This is a genomic window from Leptospira soteropolitanensis (assembly GCF_026151655.1).
GTDB lineage: Bacteria > Spirochaetota > Leptospiria > Leptospirales > Leptospiraceae > Leptospira_A > Leptospira_A soteropolitanensis.
This window is the reverse complement of the sequence record NZ_JAMQPN010000002.1, coordinates 286,382-302,533: the sequence shown is the minus strand read 5'-3', so window position 1 is coordinate 302,533 and position 16,152 is coordinate 286,382. Positions and strand designations below refer to the sequence as shown.

Below are 16,152 nucleotides of genomic sequence, written 5' to 3'. Positions count from 1 at the left end.
GATTCCTTTATGTTGCGAAGGGTTCTTGTTCCGTTATTTCTTTTGGCAGTGGTTCATTGCAAAGATAAGGAATACCTTCGCATAGAAGTTGAAAAAGAATCGGGTTCTATGATCTCCATGAGAAATTTTTCTCGGGCTTCCTATAAAGAATCAGGGGAGCTTGAGTGGAAATTGAAAGGTACAGAATCATATATATTTCCCAAAGAAAATAAAACGATCGTTTATGGATTTGAGTTTAAACAATTTGAAAAAGGGAATGTGACTTCTGCGATGACAGGAGATCGAGGGGAAATCAATCATTCTACAAAAACAGTGGTTTTAAACGGGAAGGTAAAATTAAAAACCAATGATGGCAAATATATAGAATCAGAATCGTTAACGTATAATTTGGATGAAAAAACCTTATCATCTGAAGATGATGTATTAGTATATTCTGATGGAACTACCATTCGAGGAAAAGGTTTAAGGGCTGATAAAAGTTTGAATAAATTTACCATCATTCAACCGAAAGCGGTCACAGTTGGTGGGAGTAATCCACTGAAGGATAAACCATGAAGAAAATTATATTTCTATTTTTTCTTTCCGGTTCTTTACTCCAAGTAAATCCTTCACCTATACCCTTGTTATTTGGCTCGGAAGATCTTATGAAAAAAGAAGATTCTATCCTTACCCCAGATAAAAAAAAAGAAACCAAAGATAAGATACCTGTGATGTGGGGTGGGAGTAGTCTTACCCAAGAAGAGAGGACCATCAATGGAATTCCTATGAAGGTTTTTATTCTCGGTGGCGGTGCTTACATCATGCATAAAAGTATAAAGCTCAGTTCCAGAGAAATTGAAATTATAGGGGAAGATGCCCTTGTCGGAAATTTAAAAGGTCAAGTGGTAGTGGAAGATTTTCAGAATGGGGTTACTTTAACTGCTTCAAAAGGCATTTATAATAAAATGGCTGGAACGGTTAGCTTAGAGAATAACCCGGTTCTTCTGCAAAAAAAAGATGGCAAGATAGTTAAAATTCAATGCCAATCCATTGTTCGGTATTTGGAAGAAGCCAAAACGAATTTAGCAGGGAAGGTTGTGGTAACATCTGACGAATTTCAAGTATTTGGTGAGGATGCGGTATTTTTAGAAAAAGACGATCGTATGGATTTATCGGGAGAACCATTTCTATTTTCCGACAATCGTTTTTTAATTGGTCAAACATTGACCTACTTTGTTAAAGAAGGTAGCATCCAACTAGATGGAGATGCCTCCATTTACCAAGTGTCATATGAAAATAAAAAAGATAAAGAAAAGGATACGAGTACAAAAGAACGAGTAGTCACTCTCTTCACTGGAAAAACTTTGACCCATCAGAATAAAGGGAAAGAAACCGTAACTTCTATGAACGGGGATGCTTTTATGTATCGAAAAAATTCGGAATTTAGAGCTAACACTTTAGAAAGTCGACGTAATAATAAAGATATTAAAGCGACTGGAAATGTGAGTTTTTTAGATAAGGAAAACGGTTATCGTATGGAGGGGGGACTTTTATCTTATGATAAAGATAAAGGTTATTCCTATTTAACAGATAATCCTCGTATTGTTTTTTTAGATAAAAAAGAAATGAGTGAACGTGGGCAGCTAACGGCTGTCTTTCTGGAGAGATTTGATGAACGTTTTGAGACCGTCGCTCGTGGTAACGTTCAAGTGGAAACCCAAACTGCAACGGCAACTGGTGAGTATGCAACTTATTATGAAAAAAGAGATGAATTAGTTTTGGAAGGTAATCCGACACTGGTAAAAGACAGCACAAAAGTTTCGGCGGGGAAAATCATTCTTTTTCCTAAATCAGATAGAGCCTACCTGACAGATGGACTCAAGGTAATACCGAATGGCGAAAAAAAGTAAGACGCAATCTGTAGAGAAGGTAATAGATCCGAATGTAAAAACATTTCGGATGGAAAATTTAGTAAAAATTTATAACAAACGCAAAGTAGTAGATGGTGTTAGTTTTTATATTAGAAAAGGTGAAATTGTAGGACTGCTTGGTCCTAATGGAGCCGGAAAAACAACCAGTTTTTATATGAGTGTTGGTTTTGTGACTCCTGATGAAGGTCACGTCTTTATTGATAATGAAGATCTGACGAAAGCCCCCATGCATATCCGAGCGCGAATGGGTGTGGGTTATTTGGCACAGGAAGCCAGTATTTTTCGTAAACTGACTGTTGCAGAAAATCTAGAGGCCATTTTAGAAACGATGAATCTCCCTGGGGATGAAATCATTCGCCGTAGGGACGAACTACTAATGGAGTTACAGATCATGCGAGTGGCCAATCAAAAAGGGTACACTCTGTCCGGTGGAGAAAGAAGGCGATGTGAAATTGCACGGGCACTGGTTACCAATCCCGACTTTATTCTCTTAGATGAACCTTTCGCAGGTGTGGATCCTATCGCTGTAAAAGATATACAAAATGTTATTCAATCATTAAAAGAGCGTGGTCTTGGGATATTAATCACTGACCATAACGTGCGAGAAACTTTAAAAATTACTGATAGAGCCTACATTATGTATAGTGGAAGGATTCTTATTTCCGGTACTGCTGATGATTTGATTAACGATCCAGAAACAAGACGAATTTATTTGGGTGAGGATTTTAAACTCTAAATGAAACTCGGGGCCTCACTTTCACAACGCCAAACGCAGAAATTAGTGATGACCCAGGACTTACGTCAGTCCATTGAACTTTTGTCATTATCCACTTTAGAACTTTCCGATAAAATACAAAATGAATTATTGGAAAACCCTCTTTTAGATGAAGTGGGTGTAGATGAAAAAACAAAGATGCCAGAACTTTTTTCTATCGATGAAGTGAAACGTTTAGAAAAATTAAATCATGAAAAAAGCACAGATGTCAATTGGCAAGATACCTATTCCTTAGAGGGTCCCCGCTCTTACGATACAGAAGCAAGTGATAGAAACCAAAAGTATATAGAATCTTCTACCCGTGGAGAAACTCTAGAAGAACATCTGCTGAGCCAATTAAGAATGATCAAACTGACCAAGTTGGAGTTCGAAATTGGAGAAGTCCTTATCAGTATGATCGATGATAAAGGATTTATTACGGATGACCTAGGTTTGGTTTCTAAGGAAATGGGTTACCCAGAGACAAAAGTTAGGCGAGTATTGCAGGTAATTAACGAACTTGATCCCATTGGGATTGGTGCTCGCGATATGCAAGAAACCTTACTGATCCAAGGTAAAATTCTTTTTCCCGATAGTATACTTCTACACCAATTGATTGGGGAATTTCTGTCGGATCTAGAAAAGGTCGATTATAAAAAAATTGCGAAAAATCTTAAGATTACAGAGGAAGAGATACTCTCTTTAGCAAGGCTCATTAAAAAATTGGAGCCTTATCCTGCAACAACCTACCAAGGAAGAAAAATCGATTACGTAGTGGCAGATGTTGTTGTGAAAGAAGTGGGAAATGAGTTTAATATATTTATCAACGATGAGTGGTTGCCTAAACTATCGATCCAAGAAGAATATAGAGAGCTTTTAAACCATAAACTGCCTCCCAAAGAAAAGGAATATTTCCAAACAAAGTTTAGCTCTGCACAGTGGCTCATTCGTTCTATCCAACAGAGAAGACAGACCTTACAAAGAGTAGTAAGCTGTATTATTGATTTCCAAGTGGATTTTTTCCGAGGCGGAATCGGATTTATTAAACCACTCACTTTAAAAGAAGTTGCTGAAAAGTTAAATTTACATGAGTCTACTATTTCTCGCATAACAACGAATAAGTATATTCAAACCAATTGGGGAATATTTGAACTCAAATGGTTTTTCTCATCTGGAGTTAAGTCGGCCGAAGGCGGGAAGGAAAGTTCCAAAAAAATCCATGAAATCATTCGTAATTTGGTCAAAGATGAAGATGAAAACAATCCTTTGTCCGACCAAGACATCGTTGAACTTATGGAAAAAAAAGGAATTGAAATTGCCCGTCGTACGGTCGCAAAGTATAGAAAGGTCTTAAGAATCCTGCCTTCGAATGAAAGAAAGCGGATTAGTTCTCTAAAGGGGTAACCTATGCCAGTTCCTGGGATCACTGTTGACACAATTTTAAAAGATCATGAAGATCTCCAGCTGGTTTTGATTACTGGCGAAGCCGGCCTTACGAACCGTATTAACAATGCAGAAATCAATCGGCCCGGTTTATCACTTACTGGATTTTTTGATTTTTTTGCTAATGATCGAATTCAGATTTTAGGCAAAGGTGAATGGGCATATTTAAATTCGCTTTCGGAAGACAAACTACAAGAAATCACTGATAAGTTTTTTGAGTTTCATTTAAATTGTATCATTTACACACACGGAAATGAACCGCAGATTCCTTTCGTTGAAAGAGCAAAAGCAAAAGGAATTCCCCTTTTTAAAACGGAAATCGCCACACATAGATTCATTACACTGATCTCACAAATTTTGGACCGTGCATTGGCGCCACGTACGATGCGTCATGGAGTTCTGATTGAGGTGTTTGGAATTGGAACTTTACTCACTGGCAGGTCCGGTGTAGGGAAAAGTGAAACCGCTCTGGAACTCATCGAACGCGGTCATAGACTTGTTGCCGATGATATGGTTGAGATTCGCCGGTTAAGCGAAAGTTATCTGATTGGGTCCTGCTCTGATTTACTGCGGCATCATATGGAAATTAGAGGTCTTGGAATATTGAACATAAAAGATTTGTTTGGTGTTGGTTCTGTAAGAGATCATAAACTCATTGAACTCATTATCAATTTAAAAGAATGGGAAGAACAAACTGCGGGCGAATATGAAAGAACGGGAATCGAACAAAGTATGGAAGAAATTCTTGGTGTTTCGGTTCCTTATATTGAAATCCCCGTAAAACCAGGAAGGAACATTCCTATCATTGTGGAAACTGCAGCTATGAACCAACGATTGCGCAAAATGGGAAAAAATAGTGCAAAAGAATTTTCGAATAAACTAAATACCTATATCCAGCAGAGCACCATTGAAACAAATCCAATTAAAGATTAGAGAAGATAGTAGTGGGCTTCATGCAAGGCCCGCTTCCTTGTTTGTAAAGATGGCAGCAAGTTTTCCTTGCGAAATTTTTGTAGTCAAAGATGATATAGAAGTCAATGGAAAGTCGATTATGGGACTTATGATGTTGGCGTTGGGGCCTGGCTCTATTTTTTCTGTAAAAGCTGATGGGAAAGGAGAAGAGGAGGCTCTTCTTGCTTTAGAAGCTTTGGTTGATAGAAACTTTGACACCAATGCCAATTAGATTTTTTAAGTTTCTCCCTCGGTTGTCTGATGAAAACAGGTATTACTTACGAGATATTTTTATTTTTTTTCTGACCATTGGAATCTCTGTCGGATTTTCTGAGTTAGTTTTCTTTAGACAAGAAGAGGATATTTCTTTTTTCTCAAAATTAGATACCTACTTATTTATACTAATCCCTTTTTTTATACTATCCTTAATACTTAGTTATGTATATAGGAATCGTCGGAATAGGGAAACTGGGAAAATTCGAAGTTCCATTCGATATCGCCTAACTTTAGCCTTTCTCTTTGTTGCTTTGGTGCCATCATTACCCATTTTTATTTTGTCTTCAAATCTTACGGGACGACTCATCGAAGGTTTTTACCGAGTCGATATATCCAATGCCCTTCGTTCAGCTAATTTAATTGTGCAATATGAAGAAAAGGAAATCGAATCGGAGTTCTTAGAAAAAATAAATATTTTGCATTCACGGTTAGGTGATGGAGAAAAAAACGATGGGTATACTGTTTTTCAAAAGGCATTAGAAAACGGACTCCTCGAAAAGAATGAATACTACTTTGGATATGTGGATTCAAAGAAACTACGTTTTGAGTCAAGGGGACTGTTTCGTAGTATCGAGAAACTGGAGTTTTTAAATTCAAAATATAAAGATATTTTTGTGAGTCGTCTCTATCTACAAGATAGGTCTTATATACTTTCTAAATTTAATTTAAAAGATGGAGTAGAGGTTTACGTTGGGCAACGTATCCACCAGGGGATGGAGGCAGATGTTCAAAACATTGTAAATGCAACCTCCACCTATGAAAAAGTAAGCCTTTGGAAAGAAAAAATCCCTTTTAGTGTTCGCATTACGATTGCTACTTTTTCTGCAGCAATGTTTCTAATTGCGATATTGTTCTCGTTTTTGTTTGCAAGACGGATATCGAAACCTATTATTAATTTGGCGAATGCGACAAAAAAAGTCTCTTTGGGTGAATCAGATATTCGTTTGGAAAAAACGGAAGAGGGCGAGATGGGAATTTTGATTGATAGTTTTAATCAGATGGTGAGTGATTTGAACGCAAAATCGGAAGAACTGATGCATACCCAAAGGATCGCTGCTTGGAAGGAAGTTGCGCAGCGGATGGCTCATGAAATCAAAAATCCTCTGACTCCCATTCAACTTTCTGCGCAGAGGATCCAAAGAAAGTTTCAGAATCCAAAATCCGAAAATTTAGAATCGGTCATTTTTGATGCAACAGAAACTATCATTGGTCAAGTAAGAGTTTTAGAACATTTGGTCAAAGAGTTTAGTGAATTTGCTCGTATGCCTGTTCCTGTACTTATCAATCAAAAATTAAATCCTATTTTAGAAGAAGCTGTGGCTCTTTTCCGAGATACTACTGATATTGAGTTTGAATTAAAGTTAGCTGATAATATACCAGAGGTATTTCTTGATAAACGTTTGTTTCTTGGTGTGGTCAATAATCTGATTAAAAACGCAGTTGAGGCGATCCAGTCAGCCGAAAATCCCAAAGAGGAAATGGATATTCTTAGTCTCAAACGTAAAAAAATTCGAATCATGTCAAAATTACAAAAGAAAGCGCTTAGAAAATCCATAGTAATTGAAATTGATGATTCTGGGCCTGGTCTGAAGCAGGAATGGAAAGAAAAAGTTTTTGAACCGTATTTTTCCACAAAAGAAAATCATGGATCAGGAATCGGACTTGCGATTGTTCAAAAAACTATTATAGATCATCATGGACATATCGTTGTAGAAGATTCTAAGTTGGGTGGTTGTAAGTTTCGAATTGAGCTCCCATTGGATAGTCATTGATGCAAAAAAATATTTATATACTGGATGATGAAAAAGAAATTCGGAAATCGCTTCGTGTTATTTTGGAAGATGAGGATTATATCGTTGAAGATTTTGCTAATGGTAAGTCTTTATTAAAAGCATTAGCAAAAGAAAGGCCGTCACTTGTTTTACTCGATGTTTGGGTTGATAAAGAAGATGGACTTACAATCCTAGATGAGTGCAAAAAACTTTATCCGGGATTACCGATTGTGATGATATCTGGTCATGGGACTATAGAACTTGCAGTCAGTGCTACCAAAAAAGGCGCAGTCGATTTCCTCGAGAAACCCCTCTCCATAGAAAAGGTCATTCAAACTATTGAATCTGCTATGGAAAAAACCAAAGATCATGAAATTCCAGAGTTTCAATTGGAAGTGGATGAGATTTTAGGTGAATCGTTATCTATCAAACGAGTTAAATTTGCCATTTATCAAGCAGCTCAAACAAATGCTCGTGTTTTTATTACTGGTGAAAATGGAACAGGAAAAGAGTTAGCTGCAAGGGCCATTCATCAAAATTCTAAGAGGAAAAATGACCCATATATAGAATTTAATTGCGCCTCTGTTTTGGAAGAAACCTTAGAACAAGAGTTATTTGGACTAGAAATCAGTGAAAACCAAAAAGGTGAGATTAAAATTGGAAAATGGGAATCTGCGCAAAATGGTACTTTATTTTTAGATGAAGTCTGCGATTTACCTCTCTCGATCCAATCCAAAGTATTAAAAGTAATCCTTGAACAGAAGTTGGAACGTATCGGAGGAAATAACTCTGTTCGCGTAGACGTTCGGATCATTGCAGCAACAAATTCCAATGTGGAGGATGCCATTCGAGAAGGACGGTTTCGAGAAGATTTATATTATGCCTTAAGTGTCATTCCACTTGAATTACCTCCACTGCGTGACCGAAACCAAGACATTCCTTTGTTAGTAGAGTTTTATTTAAAAAAATCCATTTTAGAGAATAAACTTCCACCCAAAACCATTGATAGGGATGGACTTGATGCTCTCACATCCCATTTCTGGCCAGGAAATGTGAGAGAATTAAAAAATATTTTAGAACGATTGAGTATTCTGGTTCCTGGAGAAACCATCCGTGCTAAAGATGTAAAGGAAGCTCTTCATGGATTTAAAAAGGCCAATGAAATGGTTGCCCGGGGTGATTTAAAGCACGCCAAAGAAGAATTCGAACGCCAATATATCATCAAAACCTTACAAATTTGCGAAGGAAACGTGACAAGAGCTTCGAAGGCTTTAGGGATTGAAAGAACTCATTTATATAGAAAATTACGTTCCTTAAATATATCTGTGGAACAGTTGAACGAAGGTTAGTATGAATCAAAAATCAATTTTAGAAAGATTTACTGACATTCTTAAAGAAACTAAATTTTTAATCCAAAACAATTCTATTTCTGTTTATAGGTTTCAAGAGGAACAAGATCCAAACGACTTTGTTTTTCCTTGGAAATCAAAAGTTCCTGAATCTATAGAAATTCAAAAGAAACAACAAAAAGAAAACCAAAGAAACAATAGAGACCTTGTTAATTTTTCATGTACCCTTTGCCAAGGGAAACTCAGCGGAGTCCGCCAGTTTCTTCATAAAGGAAGAAAACCTGTTCTCGTTTTGCATTATTCAGGTGCAACAGGTCCAAAAGAAAAACCTTTTACTAAAACAAAACCCAACCAAATTTTTAAAGACAAATTAACTGAACTTAGCTGGGGAGAGCTTGTTCAAAAAGTATTTGGTTTCTCTTTTGAAGAGTTTTATTACCAAGAGTATCCTGCCTGTAACTTTTCTAATACCGATTCGAAGGAAATCGATTGGCAGTCTAGAGTAGAAAATTGTAAATTTCATGTAAAGGAAACAGTGGAAGAATTTGGAATTAAAGCCATTGTAATTTTAGGTTCTTCCGCTAAATTGTTGTTTGGTGCTGAGAAAGCAAAAGAATTTCTTGGAAAACAAACAACGTGGGATCTGTCAGGACTTTCCATCCCCATTGTCACCACAAGGTCTCCAGAAGCTTTAGTTTTTCTTGGTGAAAAGGCTAAAAAAACGGATTCGGAAAGTAATCTTTTTCAATATGGAAAAGAAAAACAGGAATTAGAAGAAAGTTTTATTTCTCACTTATCTCTTGTGAAACCATATCTCTAGTATGATCCAATTTGCGGAAGTCGCCCTCAATTTATCTTGGGAAAGTAGAACGTTAACCTATGAAATTCCCCACGAGATCCGTAGTTTAGTTAGAGGGGTTCGTGTCCTTGTTCCTCTCAACGGAAAGGAGTGGGAAGGTGTGGTGATCGAGGTCCATTCCAATGAACCAAATTATGAAACTTTATCTATTTTAAAACCAGTGGATTCAGAACCGGTTCTAACCGAAGAACAACTTGAACTTGCCCATTGGATGGCGGAAAATTATTTGTCTTCTCTCGGAGAAGCTCTGTTTCTTATGGTTCCGAAAGGAAAAAAAAGGAAACAGGAAAAATCAACTCCAGTTCATATCCAGTTTGATCTATTACATCCTTTAAATCCGTCTCAAAAAAAGGCTTTGGATGAAATAAGATCTAATCAAACATCTAACACACATTTGTTATATGGGATTACGGGGAGTGGAAAGACCGAGGTGTATTTGCATCTGATGGCAGAGGTTCTTTCCAAAACCAAAGGGACTATTATTTTTCTTGTCCCTGAAATCTCCCTGACTTATCCTACCATCACAAGGATTGAAAGAATTTTCCCTGGTCAAGTTGCCGTATTACATTCTCATCTCAGAACTTCAGAAAAATTTCAAAACTATTTGGATTTAAAGGAAGGTAAAAAACGAATTTGTATAGGAACTCGTTCTGCGGTTTTTGCCCCTTTGTCCGATATAGCTTTAATTATTTTAGATGAAGAACATGATGGTTCTTATAAAGAACATAGCTCTCCGCGTTACCATGCGCGCCAAATTGCTTTACAAAGAATTTTAAAATCAAACGGCAAGCTATTGTTAGGTTCTGCTACACCGAGTGTCGAAATTTATTATTTGGCAAAAGTGGGGCAGATTGGGTATTCGGAATTAAAAGAAAGAGCCAATCCTTTTGCTTCCCTTCCTTCGGTAGAAATCACAGCGAAAAAAGAAGACAGTGAATTATTATCAGGAGATTTACAGTTCAAAGTTGCTGACAGATTAAAAAAGCAAGAACAAACTATCATTCTTCTCAATCGTCGGGGTTATAATCCCTTTATTTATTCCACTGTCACGAAAGAATTCATTCATTGTCCTAAATGTACGGCAACACTTTGTTATCATTCTGACAAAACAGTTCGTTGTCATCTTTGTGGATACAAATCTACCTTACAGAATTTAAAACAGATTCATGGCGAGGAGCTGGATTTGTTTGGCGCAGGAACTCAAAAATTAGAAGAATATTTGTTGTCACATTTCCCAAAAGCTCGGATCGAACGACTAGACCAAGATAGTTCCAAAAATAAAGAAGTTACCCGTGATGTACTCGAAAAGTTAGGGGAAGGAAATTTAGATATCCTTACTGGAACCCAAATGATTGCGAAAGGCCTCGATTATGCGAATGTTACACTTGTTGGAATTTTAAATGCTAATCATGGTCTGGGAGTTCCGGACTTTCGCAGTAGTGAAAGGACTTATTCCCTTATTTCTCAGGTAGCAGGAAGAGCCGGTAGAGGTGAAAAAAAAGGCGAAGTCCTCATCCAATCCAATGATCCCGAACACCCCGTTCTTAAGATGGCTATGGAACAAAATTATCCTGCTTTTTTCGAATGGGAGCTAAATTTTAGAAGGGATTTGTTTTATCCGCCTTATTCTCGTTTGGCGAGACTTGTTTTCAGGTCAAAATATGAAGAAATTGCGAATAAACAATCTGTGGTTTATGCGGAAACTTTAAAAGAAAATATGGATTCATCCATTACCCTTCTTGGACCGAGCCAATGTCCATTTTATAAAATTGATAATAACTTTCGGTTTCACATTCTTTTAAAATCCAAATCCATCACTGCTTTACGGAATCTATTGCGAGAAACCAAAACTAAATTTAAAGTCGATTCCAAATGTTATATTGAATATGATTTGGATCCTTTAGAACTTGTGTAATAGGATAAAAATATGAAACTTTCAATTGGATACTTTGGATCCCCTGAACACTCAAAGGAACTACTTTCCATTTTACTAGATGCTGGAATCAAAGTGGATTTTGTCGTTACCAATATTGACAAACCCGTGGGAAGAAAACAAATCATCACACCAACTCCTGTAAAAGAATTGGCAGTGTCGAAAGGCATCCCTGTCATTCAATCTCCGAAACTCCGAACTGATGAAGAAGCTCAAAAACAAATTTTATCTTACGGTTCTCCTGTTCATATCGTTTATGCTTATGGATCGATCGTTCCAGAAAATGTGTTCCAAGATCCGAAATTTGGCAGTATCAATCTTCATGGAAGTTTGCTCCCGAAATACCGCGGCGCTTCTCCGGTGCAAAGTTTTTTACTCAGTGGGGAAGAGTACTCAGGATTTACGATTCAGTTTTTAGCCAAGGAAGTTGATTCAGGAGATATCATCTCGCAAAAATCCTGGAAAGTGGATCCCACTGAAACTACTGCTTCGCTTTTGCAAACCATCACCAAGGAAGGAGGAGCTGAACTCATTCGGCTTCTATGGGAACTAGAATCTAAAGAATCCCCTTGGGTGGCAAAACCGCAAAATGTTACGGAAGCGACCCACTGCAAAAAAATCACAGCAAACGACCGTCCCATCAATTGGTCGGAACCGGCAAAAAACATCCATAACCGTATCCGAGCCCTATTTCCCGATCCTTTGGCTGTGACCGAATTTCGAGGGAAAAAACTGATCCTTGTCACCTCTTTTCTTTTGAAAGAAGGTGAGGAACCAGTGCCGATACCAGCGGGCCTCAGTCCTGGTTCCTTTTTCCTATACCAGAAAAAAAGGCTTTTCTGCCTCTGTGGAGACGGAAACCTGCTTGGTATAGATACCTTACAACCCGAAGGGAAAAAACCCATGAAAGGATTTGAGTTTTTCAATGGGGCGCGGGTTTTAGCCGGAGAATCATTTACGTGAAAGAAAAGTTTCTAAAAATCCTACCTTACAGTGGTTATGTTCTATTTGTTGGTTTGGGACTCCTTGTTTTTTTTGTGGCAGCCTTTTTGGTAGTGGTTGTTCGTACCAAAGAAGAGCAAAAAGTCATGATGCCTTATGTGATTGGCAAAAACTACATTGAAGTTCATAATGAATTACAAAGACTCCAACTCAAAGTCCGATTAGAAACGCAAAGGATCCCTGAAAAAACAGATGGGATCATCCTCGCACAATCCATTGATCCCGGTAAGGAAGTGGAAGCAGGATCCAAACTCTATCTCACTGTCAATATTGGATTTGATCGGGTCACAATCCCTGATGTGAAAGGCCAAGATCTGAAAAGAGCCAAAGCCATTTTAGAAAAAGTTCTTTCTGGTGAAGTGTATGTACCTCTCCAAATTGGTGGGATCACTTATGTTCCTGCAGTGGGTGATGAGCCACAAGAAACCATCATAGACCAAATACCTGCGCCTGGAAAGGAAACGCATTCCGGTGAAAAAATTTACTTACTCGTAACAGAACCGAATACAGAAAAAAAATCCAACCAGTCAGCAAATGATCCATTGGATTCCACAAAGTTTGTAGGAACTCCCGTTCCTTTTGTTGTCGATTTTTTACAAAGAAAAAAAATTCCATACCATTTGAAAGAAGCCACCAAACCAGAGTTTCGTGATTCACATGGCCTTACTTCCTCTTTTGAATTAAAACAAACAGGTGCGGAAGTGGGTGCTTTCTTTTTAAAACCTTCTGAGTCTCTCGTTCAGGATTACGAATTTTTAGAATATGAAGTGGATGATGATGATCTTTACTCAGCAAAAATCAGTTATACAAAACCTGGGGAGGATACAGAAATCGAAAAAGAAATTTTAACCAACCAAAAATTAAAAGAGGATGAACCAGTACGTTTTCTCATTCATAGAGCGGGAAATGTAAAAGTGACTCTAATCGGAAAAGAAACCGGTGTGGCCAAGGTTTGGAAATTAAAAGGTACTTATTAATATGAAAATTTCTGCATCCATCCTTGCGGCAAAACTTACGGGACTCTCACAAGAGCTTCCCACTTACAAAAAAGAAAATATCGATCTCATCCATATTGATGTGATGGACGGAAACTTTGTCCCTCAAATTTCCTTTGGAGAGGCATTTACCAAAGAAGTCAAATCCCATACGGAGATTCCTCTAGATGTACACCTTATGGTCTCAAACCCAGAGCTCCACGTTCCCAAATACTTTGACCTAAATCCTTATTGTATTACTTTTCATATTGAAACCACAAACTTCTCGGTAAGGCTTGCAGAAGAGATCCGAAAGGCCGGAATTAAAGTGGGAGTTTCGCTCAACCCGCAAACTCCACCGGAATCCATCTCCCAAATCCTTCCTTATTTGGATCTTGTCCTCCTGATGACTGTTGACCCTGGCTTTTACGGACAGTCCTTTGTAAAATCAGGATTTGATAAAATTGCTGCCGTTAGGAAACTTACCAAACCTTATAATATTGAATTGGAAGTGGACGGTGGGGTAAACGAATCCAATATGGAAGAGCTCGCAAAACTCGGTGTGGACATCACGGTTGTGGGTTCAGGGCTCTATAAAACAGGGGATCCAAATGCTCAGGGTAAAAAATTAAAGGATCTCGCTGCCAGTGTCAGAACTCGCTCTTGACATATCGTCCCTATTTAAAAAACTCGCTATAAAAGGGGTATTTTTCCTTGGTTAAATTAAGATTACAAAGAACGGGAACAAAAGCAGACCCGCACTATCGTATTGTAGCAGCAGATATTCGTGCTCCTCGTGACGGAAAATTCATTGAAGCGATTGGGCATTTCCACCCATCCACTTCTTCTGTTAAAAAAGCAACTTTCAATGAAGAAAAAACTCTTTCTTGGCTTAAGAAAGGTGCACAACCTACTGATACAGTTCTTGCTCTTTTGAAAAAAGACGACGTTTGGTCAAAATTCAAAGGTTAATTGATACATGGAATCCTTAGTTCGTTATATCGTTACATCTCTCGTTGACCAACCAGAACAAGTTGCAGTCAACCAAGTCCCCGGAGAGGAAGAAACTGTGATCGAACTTCGGGTAGCTGCAAAAGACCTCGGTAAGGTGATCGGAAAAAACGGAAGGATTGCAAAGTCTTTGCGTACTGTTTTACAAGCAGCCGGAACCAAACAAGGCAAAAATTATACTTTAGAAATTGTCGACTAAACCAAGTTTAGTGAAAGTGGGGGTCATCGGATCCTCACATGGAATCAAAGGGTTCATCAAGGTTTTTACAGAAGGTGACACCCTTTTATCCGCCAAACCACCGTTCCTCTGCACTGTAGAAGACCCTCGTGGAAACCAGTCCACAATCCAAATCGATGAGATTCGGCCCAATGGGAATCATTTCCTAGTCAAACTAAAGGGTTTTGAAACTCCAGAAACTGTCATCAAATACCGCGGGTTCTCTTTACTATGGAAAAGAGAAGATCTGCCAAAACCAACAGAAGGCGAAATTTACACAGAAGACTTAGTGGGTCTTCTTGCCATTTCGAAAGAAACCAATGTTTCCTTGGATTATCTTGTGACCCAAGTCATTGACAATCCCGCACATCCTATTTTGGAACTAAAACCAAAAAACGGCGAAGGGGAAACTGTCCTCATTCCTTTCCTCCATCAGTTTGTGGGAGATTGGAACTTAGAATCCAAAACCTTAGAAATCATTGGCTGGGAGCAGTGGTTTGAAGTTTAATTTCATCACTCTTTTTCCAGAAAAAATAACCTCCTATTTTGATACCGGAATCCCTGGAAAAGCAGTAAAACAAGGGGTTGTAGATATTAATACAGTCCACCTCCGAGACTTTGCCGACAACAAACACCAAAAGGTAGACGATACCATATATGGGGGCGGACCGGGAATGCTTTTGCAAGTGGGCCCGATCTACCGTGCTCTAGAATCCCTTGGTGAAAACAAAGGGAAGGTCATCCTTCTCAGCCCCTCGGGGGAGCTTTTCAACCAAACCCTGGCTCGGGAAATTTTTGAGTCCTCGGATACCATTACTTTGATTTCTGGATACTACGAAGGGGTCGACCATCGAGTCACGGAGCATTTAATTGACAGGGAAGTGGCCATTGGAAACTATGTTATTTCATCGGGGGATTTAGCTGCTCTCGTTGTGGCCGATTGCCTTTCTCGGTTTGTTCCGGGATTTTTAGGAAAAGAAGAAAGTCTTCTAGAAGAGTCGCACAACGAAACGGAAGAATTAGAATACCCCCAGTATACAAAACCCTATGATTTTATGGGTTGGACTGTTCCAGATGTGCTCCTTGGTGGACATCATGAAGAGATCCGGAAATGGCGGCAAAAAAACCGCAAAACAAGAAATCATTCTTAGAGGAAGCCATGAATCAGATTCTAGAAACAGCACTCGCAGACGAAGCAAAGAACGAACTTAATTTCGAAATTGGTGATACGGTAAAAGTTCACTACAAAATCGTTGAATCTGGAAAGGAACGTGTTCAGGTTTACGAAGGTATTGTGATCTCCATTGCAAACAAATCACAAAGTAAAACCTTTACTGTAAGACGAGTGTCTTACGATATCGGAGTGGAAAGAATTTTCCCACTTCATAGCCCAAGAATTGCAAAGATTGAACTCGTTCGTAAAGGATCTGTTCGTCGTGCAAAACTTTTCTATCTTCGTGATAAAAAAGGAAAAGCAGGACGTATCAAAGAAAGAAAGGGCGGACAAGCAATTGTTGCCAAAGACAAAAAGAGACAGGATGAGGCTTCTAAAGCCGCTCTTGCACAAGCAAAAGCTGCCGAAGCACCTAGCGCATAATCTCTTTCGACAAAACGGCCATAAAGAGGCCGTTCTTTCCTGAATTTCAAATTCCCCATTTGACCTGCTACTCCCTCGATGAAGCGGGTCGTGGTACACTTGCA

Annotated in this window: 18 protein-coding genes; all 18 read left to right on the top strand. The window is 38.5% G+C overall.

Annotation, left to right across the window (positions count from 1 at the left end; translation table 11 throughout):
* Positions 1-9: 9 nt before the first annotated feature.
* The 18 genes from lptC to rplS are packed head-to-tail and all read left to right on the top strand — an operon-like array spanning position 10 to position 16,048.
* Positions 10-555: an LPS export ABC transporter periplasmic protein LptC gene (gene lptC / locus ND811_RS06135; RefSeq protein WP_265351224.1), complete on the top strand. Its 546-nt coding sequence runs from the start codon at positions 10-12 to the stop codon at positions 553-555.
* Complete coding sequence (locus ND811_RS06130) at positions 552-1,889, top strand: LptA/OstA family protein (RefSeq protein WP_265351223.1); 1,338 nt, start codon at positions 552-554, stop codon at positions 1,887-1,889. The genes lptC and ND811_RS06130 overlap by 4 nt, the downstream gene beginning before the upstream one ends.
* Before the next feature lie 49 nt (positions 1,890-1,938).
* On the top strand, positions 1,939-2,646 hold the full coding sequence (gene lptB, locus ND811_RS06125; protein ID WP_135592366.1) for an LPS export ABC transporter ATP-binding protein: 708 nt from the start codon (positions 1,939-1,941) through the stop codon (positions 2,644-2,646).
* Positions 2,647-4,068, top strand: coding sequence for an RNA polymerase factor sigma-54 (rpoN, locus tag ND811_RS06120; RefSeq protein WP_265351222.1), 1,422 nt, complete (start codon positions 2,647-2,649; stop codon positions 4,066-4,068). It abuts the gene before it with no gap.
* 3 nt (positions 4,069-4,071) lie between these two features.
* A complete protein-coding gene (gene hprK, locus ND811_RS06115) occupies positions 4,072-5,040 on the top strand; it encodes an HPr(Ser) kinase/phosphatase (protein WP_265351221.1) in 969 nt (322 codons plus the stop codon).
* Positions 5,015-5,290: an HPr family phosphocarrier protein gene (locus ND811_RS06110; RefSeq protein WP_265351220.1), complete on the top strand. Its 276-nt coding sequence runs from the start codon at positions 5,015-5,017 to the stop codon at positions 5,288-5,290. Before hprK ends, ND811_RS06110 begins: the two co-directional genes overlap by 26 nt.
* Entirely contained in the window at positions 5,280-7,106 is a 1,827-nt protein-coding gene (locus tag ND811_RS06105; RefSeq protein ID WP_265351219.1) for an LIC_11548 family sensor histidine kinase, read from the top strand. The genes ND811_RS06110 and ND811_RS06105 overlap by 11 nt, the downstream gene beginning before the upstream one ends.
* Complete coding sequence (locus ND811_RS06100; RefSeq protein WP_265351218.1) at positions 7,106-8,455, top strand: sigma-54-dependent transcriptional regulator; 1,350 nt, start codon at positions 7,106-7,108, stop codon at positions 8,453-8,455. Before ND811_RS06105 ends, ND811_RS06100 begins: the two co-directional genes overlap by 1 nt.
* 1 nt (position 8,456) lies before the next feature.
* Positions 8,457-9,275 carry a hypothetical protein gene (locus ND811_RS06095; protein ID WP_265351217.1) on the top strand — a complete coding sequence of 273 codons (819 nt, stop codon included), beginning with the start codon at positions 8,457-8,459 and terminating at the stop codon, positions 9,273-9,275.
* A gap of 1 nt (position 9,276) precedes the next feature.
* A complete protein-coding gene (gene priA, locus ND811_RS06090) occupies positions 9,277-11,229 on the top strand; it encodes a replication restart helicase PriA (protein ID WP_265351216.1) in 1,953 nt (650 codons plus the stop codon).
* Positions 11,230-11,241: 12 nt separating this feature from the next.
* The gene (fmt, locus tag ND811_RS06085) at positions 11,242-12,210 is read left to right on the top strand and encodes a methionyl-tRNA formyltransferase (protein ID WP_265351214.1); all 969 of its coding nucleotides are present in this window, start codon (positions 11,242-11,244) and stop codon (positions 12,208-12,210) included.
* Positions 12,207-13,226 (top strand): PASTA domain-containing protein, encoded by a 1,020-nt coding sequence (locus ND811_RS06080; RefSeq protein ID WP_265351213.1) that lies wholly within the window; start codon positions 12,207-12,209, stop codon positions 13,224-13,226. The genes fmt and ND811_RS06080 overlap by 4 nt, the downstream gene beginning before the upstream one ends.
* Position 13,227: 1 nt before the next feature.
* Positions 13,228-13,890, top strand: coding sequence for a ribulose-phosphate 3-epimerase (rpe, locus tag ND811_RS06075; RefSeq protein ID WP_265351212.1), 663 nt, complete (start codon positions 13,228-13,230; stop codon positions 13,888-13,890).
* 47 nt (positions 13,891-13,937) lie between these two features.
* Positions 13,938-14,195, top strand: a complete 258-nt coding sequence (rpsP, locus tag ND811_RS06070) for a 30S ribosomal protein S16 (RefSeq protein ID WP_002973959.1) — start codon at positions 13,938-13,940, stop codon at positions 14,193-14,195.
* Between the two features lie 7 nt (positions 14,196-14,202).
* Positions 14,203-14,433, top strand: coding sequence for a KH domain-containing protein (locus tag ND811_RS06065; RefSeq protein ID WP_002974362.1), 231 nt, complete (start codon positions 14,203-14,205; stop codon positions 14,431-14,433).
* Positions 14,423-14,959: a ribosome maturation factor RimM gene (gene rimM / locus ND811_RS06060; protein ID WP_265351211.1), complete on the top strand. Its 537-nt coding sequence runs from the start codon at positions 14,423-14,425 to the stop codon at positions 14,957-14,959. Before ND811_RS06065 ends, rimM begins: the two co-directional genes overlap by 11 nt.
* Complete coding sequence (trmD, locus tag ND811_RS06055; RefSeq protein ID WP_265351210.1) at positions 14,949-15,602, top strand: tRNA (guanosine(37)-N1)-methyltransferase TrmD; 654 nt, start codon at positions 14,949-14,951, stop codon at positions 15,600-15,602. Before rimM ends, trmD begins: the two co-directional genes overlap by 11 nt.
* Positions 15,603-15,610: 8 nt before the next feature.
* Positions 15,611-16,048: a 50S ribosomal protein L19 gene (rplS, locus tag ND811_RS06050; protein WP_035983844.1), complete on the top strand. Its 438-nt coding sequence runs from the start codon at positions 15,611-15,613 to the stop codon at positions 16,046-16,048.
* Positions 16,049-16,152 lie beyond the last annotated feature (104 nt).